Here is a 21,505-nt window from a genome sequence, read left to right on the forward strand (position 1 = left end):
GAGCAGGAAACCATGAAGTTATTTCATACAGCCGATTGGCATTTAGGAAAGCTTGTTCATGGCGTGTATATGACTGAAGATCAAAAGATTGTATTAGATCAGTTTGTACAAGCTGTTGAAGAAGAAAAACCAGATGCCGTAATTATTGCAGGGGATTTATATGACCGAGCAATTCCACCTACGGAAGCAGTAGACTTATTAAATGATGTGCTGCAAAAAATAGTGATTGATTTACAAACACCAGTTATTGCAGTCGCAGGAAACCATGATAGTCCAGATCGTATTCATTTTGGAAGTAGTTTAATGAAGAAACAAGGATTATTTATTGTGGGGCAATTTCAATTTCCATATGAGCCAATTATATTAAATGATGAATATGGGGAGGTTCACTTCCATCTCATTCCTTATGCGGATCCAAGCATAGTGAGACATGTATTGAAAAACGAAGACGTACGTTCTCATGATGATGCGATGCGTATTTTTATGAATGAACTTTCTGAAACGATGGATAAAGAAGCTAGACATGTATTTGTTGGTCATGCATTTGTAACTTCTGCGGGCGAAGCGGAAGAGAATACAAGTGATGCTGAACGACCGCTTTCAATTGGTGGTGCTGAATACGTGAATAGTCATTATTTTGATAAGTTTCATTACACAGCGCTTGGACATTTACATCAAGCGCATTTCGTACGTAATGAGACAATCAGGTATTCAGGTTCTCCACTTGCATATTCTATTTCTGAAGAAAAACATAAAAAAGGATATTATATTGTGGAATTGGACGAGCAAGGTGAAGTAACAATTGAAAAAAGGTTACTTACACCACGCCGTAAAATGCGAACAGTAGAAGCGAAAATAGATGAATTGTTACAACATCCAGTAAGTGAAGATTACGTGTTTGTAAAATTATTAGATGAAAATCCTGTCTTGCAGCCAATGGAAAAAATACGCTCTGTTTATCCAAATGCAATGCATGTTGAAAGAGCCATTCAAAGACGAGAGTTCACTGAGTCAAATGAATTAACTGTTTCAAGACATAAAATGGATGATTTATCATTATTAAAGGCTTTTTATAAAGAAATGAAAGGCTTAGATTTATCAGAAGAGAAAGAACGTCTATTTGTAGAAGTATTACAAACAGTGCAAGAACGGGAAGGTGAACGAGGATGAGACCGATTCAGCTTATTATGACGGCATTTGGCCCATATAAACAGAAAGAAGTAATTGATTTTGACGATTTGGGAGAGCATCGTATTTTCGCCATTTCTGGAAACACGGGCGCCGGAAAGACAACGATTTTTGATGCGATTTGTTATGTTTTATATGGTGAGGCAAGCGGAGAAGAACGAAGTGATACGAGCATGCTCCGCAGTCAATTTGCTGATGATAATGTGTATACAAGCGTAGAATTAACCTTTCAGTTAAAAGGGAAACGTTATGAAATAAAACGACAACTGGGACATAAAAAACAAGGGAACAAGACGATTACGGGACATGCAGTAGAATTATATGAAGTAATTGATGAAGAGAAGATTCCGGCTGTTGATCGTTTCCATGTAACGGATGTAAATAAAAAAGTAGAAGATTTAATTGGTTTAAGTAAACATCAATTTAGCCAAATTGTTATGTTACCGCAAGGGGAATTCCGAAAACTATTAACATCTGAGACAGAAAACAAAGAAGAGATTTTGCGTCGTATTTTTAAAACAGATCGTTATAAGTTAATGCGTGAGTTACTTGACCAAAAACGAAAACAATGGAAAGACGTCTTACAAGAAAAACAGAAAGAGCGAGAGTTATATTTCCGTAATGTTTTTAAATTACCAATTCGTGATGGAGCATTATTAGAGACATTAGTGGAACAAGACCATGTAAATACGCATCAAGTAGTAGAGGCATTAGAACAAGAGACAGCTGCGTATAAGGCAGAGGTGGAGCAATTACAAGTAGAACAAGATATTCAAACGAAGCAATTAAAGGATGCTGAAACACGTTTTCATGCAGCGAAGTCTGTAAATGAGAAATTTATAGATTTACAACAAAAGAATGAGAAATATAATACATTACAAGAAAACCGTACAGTCATTGAAATGAAAGAAACATCTTTTAAACGTGCGGAACAAGCGAAGCGCTTATTACCATTTGAACAATGGTATGAAGAAGCAATGCAAAATGAGCAGAGAGTTGAAAGTTTGTTAAAACAAATAATCGCTAAAAAAGAAAATATAACGAATAACTTTAAACTTGCTCAGGAGAAATATGAAGCAGTAAAGAATAAAGAACCTGAGAGAGAAAATGCAAAAAAACTTGTTCAAAGATTAGAAGAGTTACAACCGATTATTGCATCATTAGCTGAGAAACAGTTGAATTTACAAAATGCAGAAGTTCAAGTAGGGAAATTAAAAGTAAGTATGCAAAATTTAGAGCAACAATTAGAAGTGCATACAAATCATAAACAGCTAATGTCTGATGAATTACAGCAATTAGAACGAGCACTTGAACAATACGTAGCTAAAGTAGAAGAACTAACGAATATGCGAGAAGATGCAAAAGTTTTAAAGCAAGCATATGATGTTTGGCAAGAAAAACAAAAATTCGAGAAAGAAAAAGAAGCGGCATATAATAACATGCAATCGGCAGTGAATGCATATGAAAATATGGAACGTCGCTGGTTAAGTGAACAAGCTGGTATATTAGCTCTTCATTTACATGATGGTGAATCTTGTCCAGTATGTGGTAGTACGACCCATCCGAAAAAAGCTACAGAGCAAAGTGATGCGATCGATGAAAAAGAGTTAAATGATTTAAGAGATAAGAAAAATATTGCTGAAAAACTATTTGTTCAATTAGAGGAGAAATGGAATTTCTATCATCTTCAATATGAGCAAGTAATAGAAGAGGTTAAGAAGCGAGGCTATCGCTCAGAAGAATTAGCTGAAACATATAGTGCGCTTGTTCAAAAAGGAAAACAATTAGCAACTGAAGTGAATACGTTAAAAGCAAGTGAAGAAACGCGTAAGCAAACAGCTGCGAAAATAAAAAGCATAGAAGAAAAAGTAGATGCACTTCAGAAACAAAAACATGAGGTAGAAACAGAACAGCACCGTATAGAAATGGATTGTATGCAGCTTCGTACGTCATATGAACATGATAAGAAAAACATTCCTGAAAACTTACAAACAGTCCAAGCTTGGAAAGTCCAGTTTGACCAAGCTATGCATGAGCTCAAATTAATGGAGGACGAATGGAAGAAAGTGCAGGAGGCGTATCAACATTGGCAAAATGAAAATATACGTATTCAAGCAGAACAGGAAGGTGCTTCTAATCAATTTGAAAGTGCAAAATCGAAGAAAGAAGAGACTTTCACGCGCTTTATGAAAGAGCTTGAACAGAGTGGATTTACAGATCAAATTACGTATAAAGAAGCGAAATTAAGTGATGCCGAGATGGATATGTTACAAAAAGAAATTCAAAGCTATTATTCATCTCTTGAAGTACTTGCAAAACAAATTGAAGAGTTACATGCTGAATTAAAAGATAAAGAGTATATGGATATTACGGCGTTAGGTGAACACATTAAAGAACTAGAAATTAACCTTGATATCATTAAAGAAAAACGTCAACGTTCGCAAAATGCGGTAACTTATATTTCTGATTTACATGAAAATATTAGACGTATTGATGAGCAAATTCATGAGGAAGAAAAAGCTTTCCAAGAACTTGTTGACTTATATGAAGTAATGAAAGGTGATAACGAAAGCCGTATATCATTTGAACGTTACATCTTAATTGAGTATTTAGAACAAATTGTTCAAATTGCAAACGAACGATTACGTAAATTATCAAATGGACAATTTTATTTAAAACGAAGTGAACGAGTTGAAAAGAGAAATCGTCAAAGTGGATTAGGGTTAGATGTATACGACGCATATACTGGCCAAACACGCGATGTAAAAACATTATCTGGCGGCGAGAAATTCAATGCCTCACTTTGCTTAGCGCTCGGCATGGCAGACGTCATTCAAGCGTATGAAGGCGGTATTTCAATCGAAACGATGTTTATCGACGAAGGATTCGGTTCATTAGATGAGGAGTCATTAACAAAAGCGGTTGACGCCTTAATTGACTTACAAAAATCAGGTCGATTTATTGGTGTAATCTCACACGTTCAAGAGCTGAAAAACGCAATGCCAGCTGTATTAGAAGTAACGAAGCAGAAGGATGGGTGTAGTCAGACACGGTTTGTGGTGAAGTAAGTTCAATTGTAATTCATATTATTTGCGATTCTTTAGTATAGAACTTTTGATAAAATAAAGGGACTGTCTCATAAGTCTCTTTCGAAGTAAGATCACATGAAATCGAAAAGGCAGAAATGTTATAAAATCAACATTTCTGCCTTTCACTTTTTATACGATTTTGGCTAAAAAGCATCTTTGGGGACAGCCTCTTTATTTGTTATTCAAAATTAGATAATTCACCTATGAGTTATCTGTAGAAGGAGGCGTATTTTCCAACCGATTATAAGCTTTAAAAGCCGAAATTGCCGAGATAACACCACCTACTAAAAATAAAGCCGATCCACCGACCAAAATGATACGACTGACATATGTTTCGCGCGCTTCTTCAACTTCTTCTTGTAACATTGTAGGCATTTGAATTCCCCCTAAATAACATTTATTTTGTATATAGTATATACAAACGCCTAAAATATGTTAAAATCACTGGATAGTGTTATGAGGGAGTATATAGTTAGATGTGAATTATTTGAAAAATCTTCATTATAAATTTATGCTAACTTCACATAGAGCACATATTAACATTGTATTATGTATATGTACCAAATAAATAAAGTGAATTGTATTTCGTTCTGTTTTTAAAAATTTAAAATTCTATTATTTTTATATAAAGGTTTCACATCGGAGTTTTAAATATTTTGGAAATAGATCTAAATAAAAGGAATTCATATAAAAGGGGAATGTCTTATGACAACATATACGAGTGAAATGAGAAAAAGTTTAGTTTCAGAAGAAGATGTAGATATTTTAAAAATTATGGCGCACCCAATCCGATTACAAATTGTAAATGAATTAAGCACGAGAAAAACTTGTAACGTAACACAACTAACAGAATTACTAAATATTCCACAATCGACTGTTTCGCAACATTTATCAAAAATGAAAGGTAAAGTGTTACGAGCTGAGAGAAGAGGTTTAGAAATTTATTATCATATTAATAATTTAAAAGCGAGTAAGATTGTAAGTGTTTTAGGATATATAAACTAATGAAGTATTTTCATATAAAATAGCCGCTGCTGGTGGGCAGGGGCTATTTTGTGTTGTTCTATCACGCGTTAACCGACAGTAAAACTCCCACCTCAAAATTCAGTTGGAGCAAAGAAGTTAGGTGGGAGTCAGGCTGTCCGTAAACGTCTGATTGGTTCAACTAATAATCAGTGGGGGATGAACAAAACCCCCACTGATTAAAGTTTCACTTTATGTATTCGTATTTAATATTTTATAGTTTTTATGATTTACAATTGTTCGTTCAAATTCAAAAGTACCACCGCTTACATTTGTAATTTCAACTAAGACCGATTCAGTATAAAGTTTTAGTACAGATCCTGTAATCTTTAAATTGTTTCGTTGAAAAAGTATAGTATCCCCTACGTTTGCTTTCATAGTACCTCCTCATTAAAGACAGAAATATTTTTTATTATATATATTAAACCACGTATAAGTATATTAGTGAATATTTAGTTTTATTTATCAAAAAAATATTTGTAGTCTATGTGTGCAGAATTAAAAGAAGTTTTAACAAGACGTATTAAAAACGCTTTCATTATGATGGAATTTGTAGAGCCAATTATTACATTTGAAGAAACAATTATAAATGTATAAAGAAAGTCAGGCTTATGAATTAATTTAATAAAACCGTCTCTTTAATGTTTATTAAAGAGACGGTTTTATTGTTTTACTATTGAAAAAAGGATTCAAAAACATATGTAAATTTAACTTATACAAAACAATATGAACAACTATTACGTATTTAAAAAACATTTTTTTGTATTTCATCCTTCGTTTTCTGTAACTGATTCCATGTTTTTGACGCCTTGCCTTGTAAGTGCTTACATAACTGAAAACATCTTATACAATGAAGGTGTTAAATCAAAAGAGATGACCAAAATGAACATAAAAAAACAAGACTTAGCGAAAAGCATTGAAATAGAAAGAGGAGGCGGAAAGGTATGAAAAAATCAAAGGTTAATCCATGGCTTGTTGTCCTTGGTACAGTAATAGTTCAAATGGGACTTGGAACGATATATACATGGAGTTTATTCAATCAGCCTTTAGTTAGTAAATACGGTTGGAGTCTTAACGCGGTTGCGATAACTTTCTCAATTACTAGTCTTTCCTTAGCATTTTCAACTTTATTTGCAAGTAAATTGCAAGAAAAATGGGGACTTCGTAAACTTATTATGATAGCTGGACTAGCATTAGGACTAGGATTAGTACTTAGTTCACAAGCTTCTTCGTTAATATTGCTTTATGTACTAGCAGGAGTTGTTGTAGGTTACGCAGATGGTACAGCTTATATTACTTCACTATCTAATTTAATTAAGTGGTTCCCTGAACGTAAAGGTTTAATCTCTGGTATATCTGTAGCTGCATATGGTACAGGTAGCTTAATTTTCAAATATATAAATGCAAAGTTAATTGATTCCGTTGGTGTATCGCAAGCGTTTATATATTGGGGTTTAATTGTTACAGCCATGATTCTCCTTGGAGCTTGTTTAATCCATCAAGCTGCTGATCAAGGTGCAGTTCAGGAAACAAACACTCATGAATATACAATGAAAGAAATGTTAGGCACAAAACAAGTATACTTATTATTCATCATGTTATTTACATCATGTATGAGTGGCTTATACTTAATTGGTATGGTAAAAGACATTGGTGTTCAACTTGTAGGGCTTAGTGCAGCGACAGCAGCTAATGCGGTGGCTATGGTTGCAATATTTAACACATTAGGTCGTATTATTCTAGGACCGTTATCAGATAAGATTGGTCGTTTGAAAATTGTTACGGGTACTTTTGTGGTTATGGCGAGTTCGGTATTAGTTCTAAGTTTCGTAGATTTGAATTACGGTATCTACTTCGTATGTGTAGCAAGTGTAGCGTTTTGCTTTGGTGGAAATATTACTATTTTCCCAGCTATTGTTGGTGATTTCTTCGGTATGAAAAACCATAGTAAGAATTACGGAATTGTGTATCAAGGATTTGGATTTGGAGCGCTTGCAGGTTCCTTTATCGGTGCACTTCTAGGTGGATTCAAACCAACTTTTATGGTGATTGGTGTACTATGTGTCGTGTCATTCATTATCGCAATTTTAATTCGAGCACCTAAACAGAAAAAAGAACAAGAAGAAGAGTATCGCAGCGTAGCATAAGTATATAAATCTTCTATAAACACTATAGTTACGAAAAAGCATCCTGTTAAATAGGGTGCTTTTTTGAGTTATTTTAACAAGGTTAAATTACTTTTTATTTTTTTTGATATAAAAGTGAGTGAAATATCCGTTTGGATTATATTGGAATATAATAAATCGATACATCGTATTCGAAATATGTATTAAATCTTAAATAATAAAGAAAATATGAATTGATGTTTGCAAGATATATTTTCAGACAAATATTGAGAAAATAAATGCTCGACTTTTTGTTAAGGCTTTGTAACTGAAGAGATCTTCAGTTTATCATCTTCAATTTTTACAAAGAGGGGTAAGAATTAAAGTATTAATGTAAGTATTTATTAATACTTTTAGATGTAATTGTATTGAAAAGCACTAAAGTTTTTATCTGAAAAATAAAAATAGGTTGACAAGTTTATTGAGAAAGATTATCATTTCGGTGTAAGAACGTTAAATGAAAAACATTATCAATGAATAATATTTTAATGAAAAGTACACTTGACCAATTAGTTTAGTAAGTGTATTATTTTTTACATCGATAATGATAATCATTATCATTATTTGTTTAATTAGATTGATTTTTAAATGAAAGGATAGAGGAAATGAACTTAGGGGAATTTGATGGGAAAACTGTTTTAGTAACAGGTGCAGCTCAAGGTATAGGTAGTGTTGTTGCTAAAATGTTTTTAGAAAGAGGAGCTACAGTTATTGCGGTTGATCAAAATGAAGAGGGATTAAACGAACTCTTAAATGAAATACATTTGAAAACGTTTTGCTTAGATGTGAGTGATAGTACCGCAGTTGAACAGATGGTAAATGATATTGAAAATGAAATAGCGCCAATAGATATATTAGTAAATGTTGCAGGGGTTTTACGTATGGGAGCGATTCACTCGTTAAGTGATGAAGATTGGAATAAAACATTTTCTGTAAATTCTACAGGAGTTTTCTATATGTCCCGAGCAGTAAGTAAACATATGATGCAAAGAAAGTCAGGGACAATTGTTACAGTTGGTTCAAATGCAGCAAATACGCCGAGAATGGAGATGGCTGCATATGCTGCATCAAAAGCTGCTACGACGATGTTTATGAAATGTTTAGGATTAGAACTTGCAGCGTATAACATTCGCTGTAACGTAGTTTCTCCAGGTTCTACTGAAACTGAAATGCAAAGGCTACTATGGGCTGATGAGAATGGAGAAAAAAATATAATTGCTGGTTCTCAAAGTATATATAGACTCGGTATACCGTTACAAAAAATTGCACAGCCTTCAGAAGTTGCTGAAGCAGTATTGTTTTTAGCTTCAGATAAAGCTAGTCATATTACAATGCATAATTTATGTGTTGATGGCGGAGCTACATTAGGCGTTTAATAAAAAATTCAGGGGGTTACTATACAATGAAGGAATTTACGGCTGTAAAGGAACTGTCAGAAAAATTACTAGAAGATTATAAGACTGAATCTTCATTCTTTTTCGCTTCACCAACTCGAACGATATTAGCAGAAGGAGAGTTTACTACAGTAAAGCATCATGAAATTGAAAGTTTCCCAGAACTTGTACAAGCAGTATTATGTAATGCAAAACAAGCCGGAAATCCGAATCCTATCGTTGTCGGTGCTTTGCCATTTGATCGTAGAAAAGAAGTCCAACTTATCGTACCAGAATATAGTGGGACTTCTGAGCGATTACAATTGGATACAACAAATCAGCTTGAAATAAATGAGAACTTAACATTCGAAATGACGCCTGTACCAGCGCCTGAAGTGTATATGAATGGTGTGAAGCAAGGAATTGCAAAAATAAAGGGCGGGGAGTTAAAGAAAATCGTTCTATCCAGATCGTTAGATGTTAATTCTTCCGAAAAGATTGATAAGCAAAAACTTCTTCGAGAATTAGCAGCGCATAATAAGCATGGATATACATTTGCTGTGAATGTATCGAAAGATGAAAATGAGAATAGTAAGACGTTAATTGGAGCGAGCCCTGAATTACTCGTCTCACGTAATGGTATGCAAGTTATTTCTAATCCGTTAGCTGGTTCAAGGCCACGTAGTGAGGATTCAGTTGAAGATAAGAGAAGAGCAGAGGAATTACTTTCTTCTCCAAAAGATTTACATGAACATGCGGTAGTAGTAGAAGCAGTTGCTGCAGCGCTTCGTCCGTACTGTCATACATTACATGTTCCGGAAAAGCCATCCGTTATTCATAGTGAAGCGATGTGGCATTTATCTACTGAAGTGAAAGGTGAACTAAAGGATCCGAATACTACTTCTTTGGAATTAGCAATTGCTCTTCATCCGACGCCAGCAGTTTGCGGCACACCGATGGAAGAAGCGAGAGAGGCGATTCAAAAAATTGAGCCATTTGACCGTGAATTCTTTACAGGAATGCTAGGGTGGAGTGATTTAAATGGAGACGGTGAATGGATTGTTACAATTCGTTGTGCTGAAGTACAAGAAAATACACTCCGTTTATATGCAGGAGCGGGCGTTGTTGCTGAGTCAAAACCAGAAGATGAATTAGCAGAAACATCAGCTAAGTTCCAAACAATGTTGAAAGCATTAGGATTAAATGATAGTTCACTTAATGAAAAGTAGGGGGGCAGAAAGAATGCTAACAGGTTATACAAAATGGCCAAAAGAATTTGCTGATCGTTATCGAGAGGAAGGGTGTTGGCTTGGGGAAACATTTGGCGGGATGTTAAGAGAGCGAGCTGAAAAATATGGCGATCAAATTGCAGTTGTAAGTGGTAATACGCATATTACGTATAGTGAGTTTGATAAAAAAGTAGATCGATTAGCTTCAGGGCTACTGAATTTAGGAATAAAGCAAGAGGATCGAGTTGTAATCCAGCTACCTAACGTTATTGAGTTTTTCGAAGTATGTTTTGCGCTATTTCGAATTGGGGCACTTCCTGTTTTTGCATTACCTTCACATCGAAGCAGTGAAATTAGTTATTTTTGTGAGTTTAGTGAGGCGAGTGCTTACGTTATTTCAGATAAAGCTCTCGGTTTTGATTATCGAAAACTAGCAAGAGAAGTGAAAGAGAAAGTGCCAACTTTACAACATGTAATTGTAGTGGGAGAAGAAGAAGAATTTGTGAACATAAGTGATTTATATATAGATTCCGTTCCATTACCAGAAGTTCAGCCAAGTGATGTTGCGTTTCTCCAATTATCAGGGGGGACAACAGGACTTTCTAAATTAATTCCTCGAACGCATGATGATTATATTTATAGTTTACGTGTTAGCGCTGAAATTTGTAATTTAAGTGCAAAGAGTGTCTATATGGCCGTTCTTCCAGTAGCACATAATTACCCGATGAGCTCTCCTGGAACATTTGGAACTTTCTATGCGGGTGGAAAAGTAGTGCTGGCAACTGGAGGTAGTCCAGATGAGGCATTTGCACTTATTGAAAAAGAAAAAGTTACGATTACTGCTCTCGTTCCACCATTAGCAATGATATGGCTTGATGCTGCATCTTCTCGTAATAATGATTTATCGAGCCTAGAAGTGATTCAAGTAGGTGGTGCGAAATTTAGCGCTGAGGTTGCAAAACGTATACGCCCTACATTTGGATGTACGTTACAGCAAGTATTCGGTATGGCAGAAGGTTTAGTCAATTACACAAGATTAAATGATCCTGAAGAAATTATTATTCATACGCAAGGTAGACCGATGTCTACATTGGATGAAATAAGGGTTGTTGATGAGAACGACAACGATGTAAAACCTGGGGAGGTAGGTAGTTTATTAACGCGAGGGCCATATACAATTCGTGGTTATTATAAAGCAGAAGAGCATAATGCACGATCATTTACAAAGGATGGATTTTATCGCACAGGTGATCTTGTAAAAGTAAATGAACAAGGTTACATCATAGTAGAAGGAAGAGATAAAGATCAAATTAACCGTGGTGGTGAGAAAGTTGCTGCGGAAGAAGTGGAAAATCATTTATTAGCACATGATGCAGTGCATGATGTAGCAATTGTATCGATGCCTGATGACTATTTAGGAGAACGTACTTGTGCATTTGTAATAGCTCGCGGACAAGCTCCGGCAGTAAGTGAATTAAAAAAATTTTTAAGAGAGCGTGGTATAGCAGCTTATAAGATTCCAGATCGAATTGAATTTATTGAATCATTCCCGCAAACAGGCGTTGGAAAGGTAAGCAAAAAAGAATTACGTAAAGTCATTGCTGAAAAACTTATTACAGTAAAACAATAATAAAAACCGGAAGGAAGTGATTAGATGGCTATCCCATCTATTTCAGTATACAAAATGCCAGTTGAATCCGAACTACCAAAAAATAAAGTGAACTGGACGCCGGATCCAAAACGTGCGGTTCTTTTAATCCATGACATGCAAGAATATTTTCTTGATGCATATAGCGATAAAGAATCGCCAAAAGTAGAACTCATTTCAAATATTAAGGTGATAAGAGAAAAATGTAAGGAACTTGGTATACCAGTTGTTTATACAGCACAACCAGGTGGACAAACACTAGAACAACGAGGATTATTACAAGACTTCTGGGGTGACGGTATTCCTGCTGGACCAGATAAAAAGAAGATTGTCGATGAACTTTCTCCTAATGAGGATGATATATTCTTAACAAAATGGAGATATAGTGCATTTAAAAAGACAAATCTATTAGAAATTTTACATGAACAAGGAAGAGATCAACTCATTATTTGCGGTATTTATGCGCATATTGGCTGCCTTTTAACAGCTTGTGAAGCATTTATGGATGGAATTCAGCCGTTCTTTGTAGCGGATGCAGTTGCTGATTTTTCACTAGAGCATCATAAACAAGCGTTAGCGTATGCATCTAATAGATGTGCAGTAACGACATCAACTAACTTACTGTTAAAAGATTTACAAAGTGCAAAAGGTGATGAGAGTAAAGGAATCACTTTACAGGAAGTACATGAACTAGTTGCACAATTACTTCGCGAACCGGTAGAGAGTGTTGAGACGGATGAAGATTTATTAAATAGAGGACTTGATTCGGTCAGAATTATGAGTTTAGTAGAGAAGTGGCGTCGCGAAGGGAAAGAAATCACTTTTGCGGATTTAGCAGAGAACCCAACCATTGTGGATTGGTACCGCTTATTATCTCCGCAAACAGAACGTGTACTTTAATATAGACTACATAATAAAGGGGTAGTAAAGAATGCCTAATAGTCAAAAGGTTCGTCATTCGTTATCATCTGCGCAGACTGGTATGTGGTTTGCGCAAAAATTAGATCCACTTAATCCAATTTATAATACTGGGGAATATGTAGAAATAAACGGAAATATTCATCAAGACATTTTTGAATTAGCTGTACGTAAAGTTGTAATGGAAGCAGAAGCACTTCATGTTCGCTTCGAAGAGGATGAAATTGGCCCATGGCAAGTTATTGAAGAATCACAGTTTCATATGCATTTTATTGACGTTCGTAAAGAAGAAAATCCTGAAGAGGCTGCTAAAGCATGGATGAAAAATGATTTATCTATGCCAGTCGATTTGAAAACAGATACTTTATTTACTGAAGCACTTATTCAAGTTGAAAATAATCGTTTCTTTTGGTATCAGCGCATCCATCACATTGTGATGGATGGCTATGGATTTTCACTTCTTAGCCAAAAGGTAGCGAATGAGTATACATCACTTATAGAAGAAACAAACAAGAATGAAAAGACATTTGGTTCTCTTGCAAAAGTTGTGCAAGAAGATATGGAATATCGTGAGTCTAAACAATTTCAGGAAGATCGTGCTTTTTGGTTAGAAAAATTTGCGAATGAACCAGAAGTTGTAAGTTTGGCAGAACGAGCACCGAGAACATCAAATGGATTTTTACGTGAAACAGCTTATTTATCTAGTTCTAGTACGAAAACTTTACTAGAAAATATCAATATTTCGTTAACAAGTTGGCCGGAATTCATTGTCGCTGTAACAAGTATTTATATGCATAAATTAACAGGTGAAAATGATATTGTTTTAGGTTTACCGATGATGGGGCGTCTAGGTTCTGCATCTATTCATACACCGAGTATGGTAATGAATTTAGTACCACTTCGTCTTACTGTAACTCCAAATATAACTCTCGTAGAATTATTACAGCAAGTTTCTAAAGAAATCCAAGATGTACGTCGCCATCATAAATACCGTCATGAGGAATTAAGAAGAGACTTAAAGTTATTAGGTGAAAATCAAAGATTATTTGGACCGTTAGTGAATGTTATGCCTTTTGATTACGGGCTTAACTTTGGTGGGAATCGTGGTATTACACATAATTTATCAGCAGGACCTGTCGATGATTTATCAATAAATGTATATAAACGTTTTGATCAAAATGAGCTAATGATTCATTTTGATGCGAATCCGGAAGTATATAATGGTGTGGAGCTAGCATTGCATAAAGAAAGATTTATGCAATTATTAGAATTAATGATAAATGCTTATCAAAAAGACGAGTCGATTGGAAAAATAAATATTACTCTTCCTGAAGAAAATCATAAAGTTTTATTGGAATGGAATAAAACGAAGGAAGACGATGAGTTAATCAGTCTACCTATATCATTTGAAAAACAAGTGCAAAAAACTCCAAATAAACTAGCGATTACTTGTGACGGTGTAAACTTTACGTATAAAGAGCTAAATGAACGAGCGAATGAACTAGCACATTATTTAGTAGAAGAAGGAATACGACCAAATCAGTTTGTAGCTTTAGTATTTCCAAGATCAATAGAAATGGTAACTAGTATGCTAGCAGTTTTAAAGGCTGGTGCAGCGTATTTACCGATAGATCCAGAATATCCAGCTGAACGAATACATTATATAGTAAATGATGCAAAATCAGTTTGTATCATAACACATTCATCTGTTTCATCTAAGTTAGTTATAGAAAATGATATGAAAAAAATTGTATTAGATGACGAAGAAACGAAACTAGCATTACATACATATTCTCGTATGAATATAGAATGTAAGAATGATGTATCACTTTTAAACCCAGCCTATACAATATATACTTCAGGCTCAACGGGTAACCCAAAAGGTGTAATTGTTCCTATGAGAGGTTTAAGTAACTTTTTAATGGCTATGCAACAAAAGTTTTCGTTACATGAACATGATCATTTATTAGCAGTTACAACATTTGCGTTCGATATTTCTGCTCTAGAAATTTATTTACCTCTTATTAGCGGTGCAAGTATAACAATTGCTCCAAAAGAGGTAATTCAAGAACCTTCGGTGTTAACGGCGCTGTTACAAGAAGAAAGAGTGACAATTATGCAAGCTACACCGACGCTCTGGCAGGCGTTAGTAACTGAATATCCAGAGAGGATACAAGGGCTAAATGTGCTCGTTGGTGGTGAAGCTCTTCCAGGGCATTTAGCAAATAAATTAAGAGAATTAGGCTGCTCAATAACTAATTTATATGGACCAACTGAAACGACGATTTGGTCTACCTTCATGAACATTGATAAAAGTGAAAAGGGGATACCTCCTATCGGAAAGCCAATTTGCAATACAGAAGTGTATGTATTGGATGCAGGGTTACAACCAGTTCCACCTGGAGTTATTGGTGAATTATATATTGCAGGGGAAGGACTTGCAAGCGGATATTTAGGAAAACCAGAGTTAACAGCTGAACGGTTTGTTGCAAATCCTTATGGAAAACCAGGGCAGCGCATGTACCGTACAGGTGATCTAGTAAAATGGCGCAGTGATGGTGTTTTAGAGTACATGAACCGCGCAGATCATCAAATTAAAATTCGTGGTTTTCGAATTGAATTAGCTGAAATTGAAATGGTATTACAACGCCATGAAAATATTAAGCAAGCAGTAGTAATGGTACGAGAAGACCGCCCAAATGATAAACGAATCATTGCTTATATTGTTGCCGAAGAGAAGGAAACGATTCATCTTTCAGAAATTCGTTCTTATGTTTCAGAAAGTTTAGCGAATTATATGGTACCATCAGCACTTGTATTGCTAGAAGAATTACCATTAACACCAAATGGAAAGGTTGATAGAAAGAAATTACCTGCGCCTGATTTTAATGGCATGAACAATGAGAGAGTTGCTAGAAATCCGAAAGAAGAAATATTATGTGATTTATTTGCAGAAGTACTTGATGTTTCTCGTATTAGCATTGATGATAATTTCTTTGAAATGGGTGGCCATTCGCTTCTTGCATCGCGTTTAATGGCAAGAATTCGTGAAACGTTAAGTGTTGAATTAGGAATTGGAAAACTATTTGAATCGCCAACTGTTGCTGAACTAGCGAAGCAATTGGATCAAGCAAAAAATGCTAGACCAACTATTAAGAAAGTAAGTAGACCAAGTGAAGTTCCACTTTCATTTGCACAGCGTAGGTTATGGTTCTTACATTGTTTAGAAGGTCCAAGCCCTACTTATAATATTCCGTTAGTCATTCGTTTGTCTGGAAAGTTAAATGAGGAAGCATTACAAGGTGCCTTTTATGATGTAGTCGAGAAACATGAAACACTGAGAACAATTTTCCCTAACGTATTAGGTAGTTCCTATCAGAAAATTTTAGATATAGAAGATTTAAATCTAGAAATGATTAAAACAAAAATATGTAAAGAGGAATTAGAAAGTGTGCTTGCAGAAGCGATAAGATATAGCTTTAACCTTGATGTTGAGCCAGCAGTTCGTTTGCAACTATTTACAGTGAATGAAAACGAACATGTATTGCTAATTCTATTGCACCATATTGTAGGGGATGGCTGGTCATTACAACCGTTAACGAGAGACTTTACAACGGCATATAAAGCACGATGTCAAGGTGACAGCGTACAGCTGGAAACACTTCCAGTTCAATACGCAGATTATGCACTTTGGCAACAGCAATTGTTAGGGGATGAAACTACACAAGAAAGTCTCATTTCAACACAATTAGATTTTTGGAAGAAAGAGTTAAAGGGATTACCAGATCAATTGGAGTTACCTACAGATTATCAGCGTCCAATGGAAACGAGTTACAGAGGAGAAACAATTCATTTTCATATAGATGCAGGTATGCATAGTAGGTTAGTAGAGCTCGCACGGAAAAACGGAGTTAGTTTGTTTATGGTATTGCAAGCAGGACTAAGTGCGCTATTTACAAGATTAGGTGCAGGCACTGATATACCAATTGGAAGTCCGATTGCTGGAAGAAATGATGATGTACTTTCAGATATTGTTGGTTTATTTGTAAATACATTAGTGTTACGTACAAATACTTCAGGAGATCCAAGTTTTAAAGAATTATTAAATAGAGTGAAGCAGGCAAATCTTGCAGCTTATGAAAATCAAGATGTTCCATTTGAACGACTCGTTGAAGTGTTAAACCCGGTGCGTACTCGAAATAGTCATCCGCTATTTCAAGTTATGTTAGCTTTCCAAAATACGCCAGAAGCAATCTTTGATGTCCCGGATATAGAAGCGAGACTTGAAATTCAAAGTGTTGGCTCTGCGAAGTTTGATTTAACATTTGAAATTAGTGAGAGTAACGGGGTTGATGGTACTCCGAACGGTTTACATGGATTACTAGAGTTTAGTACCGATTTATATAAACATGAAACGGTTCAAAAACTAATAGAACGATTCATTTTGTTATTAGATGATGCGGCGACAAATCCAGATCAATCCATTGGCAGATTAGAAATATTAACTTTAGCAGAGAAAAATACAGTGTTAGAAAAGTGGAATGGTGGTTTTCAAATTGCACCAGACATGACATTGCCACAATTATTTGAAAAGCAGGTTCATATTAATCCAAATGCTATTGCTGTCGTCTTTGAAAATAAGAAATTAACTTATGAAGAGTTAAATAGAAAAGCAAATAAAATAGCTCGATTCCTAATAGCAAAAGGAATTGGTCCTGATCAACTCGTTGCTTTAGCGATGCCAAGATCATTAAATATGGTTGTAAGCTTATTAGCTGTTCTTAAAGCTGGTGCTGGATACCTTCCGTTAGATTCAGATTACCCAGCAGACCGTATTTCGTTTATGCTACACGATGCGAAACCATCATGTGTTTTAACAAATTCAGAAGTGGAAATTGAATGTAATGAAGCACTAAAAGTTTTAGTTGATAATGTAAAAGTAATAGAAGAAATTGAGAAACATAGTGAAGACAATATTGATGAAATGGAGCGCGTGAAGCCATTAACTCCATCACATATTGCTTACGTTATTTATACATCAGGTTCAACAGGTAGACCGAAAGGCGTTATGATACCTCATCAAAATGTAGTAAGACTTTTAGGAGCAACTGATCATTGGTTCCAGTTTGATGGAAACGATGTGTGGACGATGTTCCATTCATATGCTTTTGATTTCTCGGTTTGGGAAATTTGGGGACCTTTATTATATGGAGGGCGTTTAGTTGTAGTTCCACATACTGTAAGTCGATCGCCGAAAGAATTTTTACAGCTTCTTGTTAAAGAAAAGGTAACTGTTTTAAACCAAACTCCATCAGCATTCTATCAATTGATGCAAGCAGATCGTGAAAATGAAGAAATTGGCCAACAATTATCTTTACGATATGTTGTTTTTGGAGGTGAAGCACTTGAGCTAAGTCGATTAGAAGATTGGTATAGTCGACATCCTCATAACGCACCGAAGCTTATTAATATGTACGGTATTACTGAGACGACAGTACATGTTAGTTATATTGAGCTAGATGAGAGTACCGTTTCTTTACGAGCAAATAGTTTAATTGGGTGCAGTATACCTGACCTTAAAGTATACGTATTAGATCATTATTTACAACCAGTGCCACCTGGAGTAGTTGGAGAAATGTATGTTGCAGGTGCTGGGCTTGCTCGTGGATATTTAGGAAGAGCAGGTTTAACTGCAGAACGTTTTATTGCAGATCCATTTGGCAAGCCGGGTACAAGAATGTATCGTACTGGAGACTTAGCACGTTGGCGTCAAGATGGGACGCTAGATTATATAGGACGCGCAGATCATCAAATAAAAATTCGCGGATTCCGAATTGAATTAGGGGAAATAGAAGCAGTCATAATGAAACACCCTACAGTTGAGCAAGTAGCCGTTATTGTACGGGAAGATCAACCAGGGGATAAACGATTAGTTTCTTATATCGTCGCATCAAATAATGAAATGATTGATACGAATGAAATGCGCCAATTTGCTGGAAGTAGTTTACCAGATTACATGGTTCCATACGCTTTTGTAGTAGTAAATGAGTTGCCATTAACTCCAAACGGTAAATTAGATAGAAAGGCATTGCCGGCTCCAGAATTTATCGCATCAGCTTCTAGTCGTGGGCCAAGAACACCGCAAGAAGAAATGTTATGTGACTTGTTTACAGAAGTTTTAAGTGTGCCGCAAATTGGAATTGATGACGGATTCTTTGATCTAGGTGGCCATTCACTTCTTGCAGTGCAGCTTATGAGCCGTATTAAAGAAGCACTTGGGATCGAATTAAATATCGGAACTTTATTTGCAGCACCTACTGTTGCAGGTCTTGCTGAAAGACTTGAAGTGGGAAATGGACAAAGTGCACTCGATGTGTTGCTTCCATTACGAGTAAGCGGAGACCAATTGCCACTATTTTGTGTACACCCAGCAGGTGGATTAAGTTGGTGCTATGCAGGACTTATGAAATCTTTAGGAACAAATTATCCAATCTACGGTGTCCAAGCACGTGGTATCGCTAAAAATGAAGAACTTCCAAAAAGTTTAGAGGAAATGGCAGCGGATTATTTAAAACACGTTCGTGAAGTACAGCCTCACGGACCATATCGTTTACTCGGTTGGTCACTTGGAGGAAATGTTGTGCATGCAATGGCGGCGCAACTGCAAAATGAAGGGGAAGAAGTAGACTTACTCGTTATGCTAGATTCTTATCCTGGTCACTTTTTACCGAATACGGAAGCACCTACTGAAGAAGAAGCATTAATCGCATTACTGGCTTTAGGGGGATACGATCCAGATAACATGGATGGTAAACCACTTACGATGGAAAGTGCAGTTGAAATCCTTCGTAAAGATGGAAGTGCATTAGCAAGTCTTGAAGAAGAGACGATTTTGAACTTGAAAGAAACATATGTAAATTCAGTAGGATTGTTAGGGAAATATGTACCGAAAGTTTATAACGGAGATATTTTATTCTTTAGATCTACTGTTATACCAGACTGGTTTACTCCTATTTCTCCAAATACGTGGCTAAATTATTTAGATGGGCAAATTGTGCAATACGATATTGATTGTAGACATAAAGATTTATGTCAACCAGGACCACTTACAGAAATTGGACAAGTATTAGCAAAATATTTGCAGAATAAGAAAGGGGTAAGTACAGTATGACGAATCCATTTGAAAATGATAATTACACATATAGAGTATTAAAAAATGAGGAGGGCCAGTATTCTCTCTGGCCTATCTTTCTTGATGTACCTATTGGTTGGAATATTGTACATGAAGAGGCTAGTAGAAATGATTGTTTACAATATGTTGAAAATAACTGGGAAGATTTGAATCCAAAAAGTAATGAAGTTGGCGAAAAAATATTAGTAGGAAAACGATAATGAAGGCAAAAATAAATCCAAAAGTAGTTGTAAGCATCGTATATATAACAGCGATGTTTATGGCTGCGATGGATGCAACAATTGTGAATGTAGCACTCCAAACAATAAGTAAAGAATTACAAGTACCTCCATCTGCAATGGGGACTGTTAATGTTGGGTATTTAGTTAGCTTAGCCGTTTTCCTTCCGATTTCTGGTTGGTTAGGAGATCGCTTCGGTACGAAAAGGGTATTTCTAGCCGCTCTTTTCGTATTTACAACTGCGTCTGCATTATGTGGAATAGCGAACGATATTACTTCATTGAATCTTTTTCGCATTATGCAAGGTGCTGGAGGGGGGCTTTTAACACCAGTTGGGATGGCGATGTTATTCCGAACATTTTCACCGGAGGAAAGGCCGAAAATTTCAAGATTTATTGTGTTGCCAATTGCTGTCGCACCGGCAGTAGGACCAATTATTGGGGGCTTTTTTGTAGATCAAATGTCTTGGCACTGGGCATTTTATATTAATGTACCGTTCGGAATCATAGCATTGCTATTCGGTCTACTATTTTTAAAAGAGCATATTGAAAAATCAGCTGGTCGCTTTGATTCTCTCGGTTTTATTCTTTCAGCACCAGGGTTTTCGATGCTAATCTATGCGCTCAGTCAAGGACCATCAAGAGGCTGGATTTCTACAGAGGTTATAAGTACTGGAATAGCTGGGATTGTATTTATTACACTGTTTATCATTGTAGAACTTAAAGTAAAGCAACCGATGCTAGATTTAAACTTATTAAAAGAACCAGTCTTTAGAAAAATGAGTCTTATTTCATTGTTTTCTTCAGCTGGTTTACTAGGAATGTTATTTGTTTTTCCGCTTATGTATCAAAATGTAATAGGGGTATCCGCACTGGAATCAGGCCTTACTACATTCCCAGAGGCCATTGGATTAATGATATCGTCACAGATCGTACCATGGTCATATAAGAAATTAGGAGCTCGTAAGGTAATTTCTATAGGGTTAATTTGTACGGCGATTATCTTTATTTTATTAAGTTTTGTAAATCACGATACGAACCCTTGGCAAATACGGGTATTATTGTTTGGCATAGGTATTTTCTTAGGCCAATCAGTTGGAGCAGCTCAATTTTCTGCATTTAACAATATAACGCCGCCTTCTATGGGGAGAGCAACTACTATATTTAATGTGCAAAATCGATTAGGTTCAGCGATAGGAGTTGCTGTTTTAGCTAGTATACTAGCCGGTTTTGGAAATAGCAGTGTACAACATAATACTCATTCAGATTTATTGCCATATCAAGCAGCATTAATTGGATCAGCAATATTTTTACTCGTAGCATTACTATTTTCTTTACGTATTTCTGATAAAGAGGTAATGTCAAAAAAGAAGAAAAAACCGTTACCTGTATTACAAAAAGAGAAAGAAATTGTCAATGAATAAGTTTGGTAATAGTATTTTGGAATTAATCTACATTGGGT

Annotated in this window: 13 protein-coding genes; 11 read left to right on the top strand and 2 right to left on the bottom strand. The window is 35.7% G+C overall.

Annotated elements, in window-relative coordinates; all coding sequences use genetic code 11:
- Nucleotides 1-12 precede the first annotated feature (12 nt).
- Nucleotides 13-1,170 (top strand): exonuclease SbcCD subunit D, encoded by a 1,158-nt coding sequence (locus ACTFSI_RS15900; protein WP_000765137.1) that lies wholly within the window; start codon nucleotides 13-15, stop codon nucleotides 1,168-1,170.
- Entirely contained in the window at nucleotides 1,167-4,256 is a 3,090-nt protein-coding gene (locus ACTFSI_RS15905; RefSeq protein WP_440045474.1) for an AAA family ATPase, read from the top strand. The genes ACTFSI_RS15900 and ACTFSI_RS15905 overlap by 4 nt, the downstream gene beginning before the upstream one ends.
- A gap of 222 nt (nucleotides 4,257-4,478) precedes the next feature.
- Here the strand turns inward: ACTFSI_RS15905 and ACTFSI_RS15910 are convergent, their stop codons facing one another.
- Nucleotides 4,479-4,652 (bottom strand): hypothetical protein, encoded by a 174-nt coding sequence (locus ACTFSI_RS15910; RefSeq protein ID WP_001142746.1) that lies wholly within the window; start codon nucleotides 4,650-4,652, stop codon nucleotides 4,479-4,481.
- Between the two features lie 330 nt (nucleotides 4,653-4,982).
- On the opposite strand from ACTFSI_RS15910, the gene ACTFSI_RS15915 reads away from it, so the two are divergent.
- Complete coding sequence (locus tag ACTFSI_RS15915) at nucleotides 4,983-5,282, top strand: ArsR/SmtB family transcription factor (protein ID WP_000214798.1); 300 nt, start codon at nucleotides 4,983-4,985, stop codon at nucleotides 5,280-5,282.
- A gap of 210 nt (nucleotides 5,283-5,492) precedes the next feature.
- Here ACTFSI_RS15915 and ACTFSI_RS15920 read toward each other — a convergent pair whose 3' ends face one another.
- Complete coding sequence (locus ACTFSI_RS15920; RefSeq protein ID WP_000646794.1) at nucleotides 5,493-5,678, bottom strand: YkvS family protein; 186 nt, start codon at nucleotides 5,676-5,678, stop codon at nucleotides 5,493-5,495.
- Nucleotides 5,679-6,244: 566 nt separating this feature from the next.
- On the opposite strand from ACTFSI_RS15920, the gene ACTFSI_RS15925 reads away from it, so the two are divergent.
- The 8 genes from ACTFSI_RS15925 to ACTFSI_RS15960 all read left to right on the top strand — a co-directional run bounded on the left by ACTFSI_RS15925 (nucleotide 6,245) and on the right by ACTFSI_RS15960 (nucleotide 21,467).
- Entirely contained in the window at nucleotides 6,245-7,447 is a 1,203-nt protein-coding gene (locus ACTFSI_RS15925; RefSeq protein ID WP_440045475.1) for an L-lactate MFS transporter, read from the top strand.
- 623 nt (nucleotides 7,448-8,070) lie between these two features.
- Nucleotides 8,071-8,841, top strand: coding sequence for a 2,3-dihydro-2,3-dihydroxybenzoate dehydrogenase (gene dhbA, locus ACTFSI_RS15930; protein WP_440045476.1), 771 nt, complete (start codon nucleotides 8,071-8,073; stop codon nucleotides 8,839-8,841).
- A gap of 26 nt (nucleotides 8,842-8,867) precedes the next feature.
- Nucleotides 8,868-10,067: an isochorismate synthase DhbC gene (dhbC, locus tag ACTFSI_RS15935; protein WP_440045477.1), complete on the top strand. Its 1,200-nt coding sequence runs from the start codon at nucleotides 8,868-8,870 to the stop codon at nucleotides 10,065-10,067.
- 13 nt (nucleotides 10,068-10,080) lie between these two features.
- The gene (locus ACTFSI_RS15940; RefSeq protein ID WP_440045478.1) at nucleotides 10,081-11,697 is read left to right on the top strand and encodes a (2,3-dihydroxybenzoyl)adenylate synthase; all 1,617 of its coding nucleotides are present in this window, start codon (nucleotides 10,081-10,083) and stop codon (nucleotides 11,695-11,697) included.
- Between the two features lie 24 nt (nucleotides 11,698-11,721).
- A complete protein-coding gene (locus ACTFSI_RS15945; protein WP_440045479.1) occupies nucleotides 11,722-12,615 on the top strand; it encodes an isochorismatase family protein in 894 nt (297 codons plus the stop codon).
- A gap of 31 nt (nucleotides 12,616-12,646) precedes the next feature.
- Complete coding sequence (locus ACTFSI_RS15950; protein WP_440045480.1) at nucleotides 12,647-19,804, top strand: amino acid adenylation domain-containing protein; 7,158 nt, start codon at nucleotides 12,647-12,649, stop codon at nucleotides 19,802-19,804.
- The gene (locus tag ACTFSI_RS15955; protein WP_000184076.1) at nucleotides 19,801-20,025 is read left to right on the top strand and encodes an MbtH family protein; all 225 of its coding nucleotides are present in this window, start codon (nucleotides 19,801-19,803) and stop codon (nucleotides 20,023-20,025) included. Before ACTFSI_RS15950 ends, ACTFSI_RS15955 begins: the two co-directional genes overlap by 4 nt.
- Complete coding sequence (locus ACTFSI_RS15960; RefSeq protein WP_440045481.1) at nucleotides 20,025-21,467, top strand: MDR family MFS transporter; 1,443 nt, start codon at nucleotides 20,025-20,027, stop codon at nucleotides 21,465-21,467. The genes ACTFSI_RS15955 and ACTFSI_RS15960 overlap by 1 nt, the downstream gene beginning before the upstream one ends.
- The last annotated feature ends 38 nt before the right edge of the window (nucleotides 21,468-21,505 follow it).

This window comes from Bacillus cereus group sp. MYBK101-2, from assembly GCF_051918845.1.
In the GTDB taxonomy this organism is placed as follows: Bacteria; Bacillota; Bacilli; order Bacillales; family Bacillaceae_G; genus Bacillus_A; species Bacillus_A paranthracis.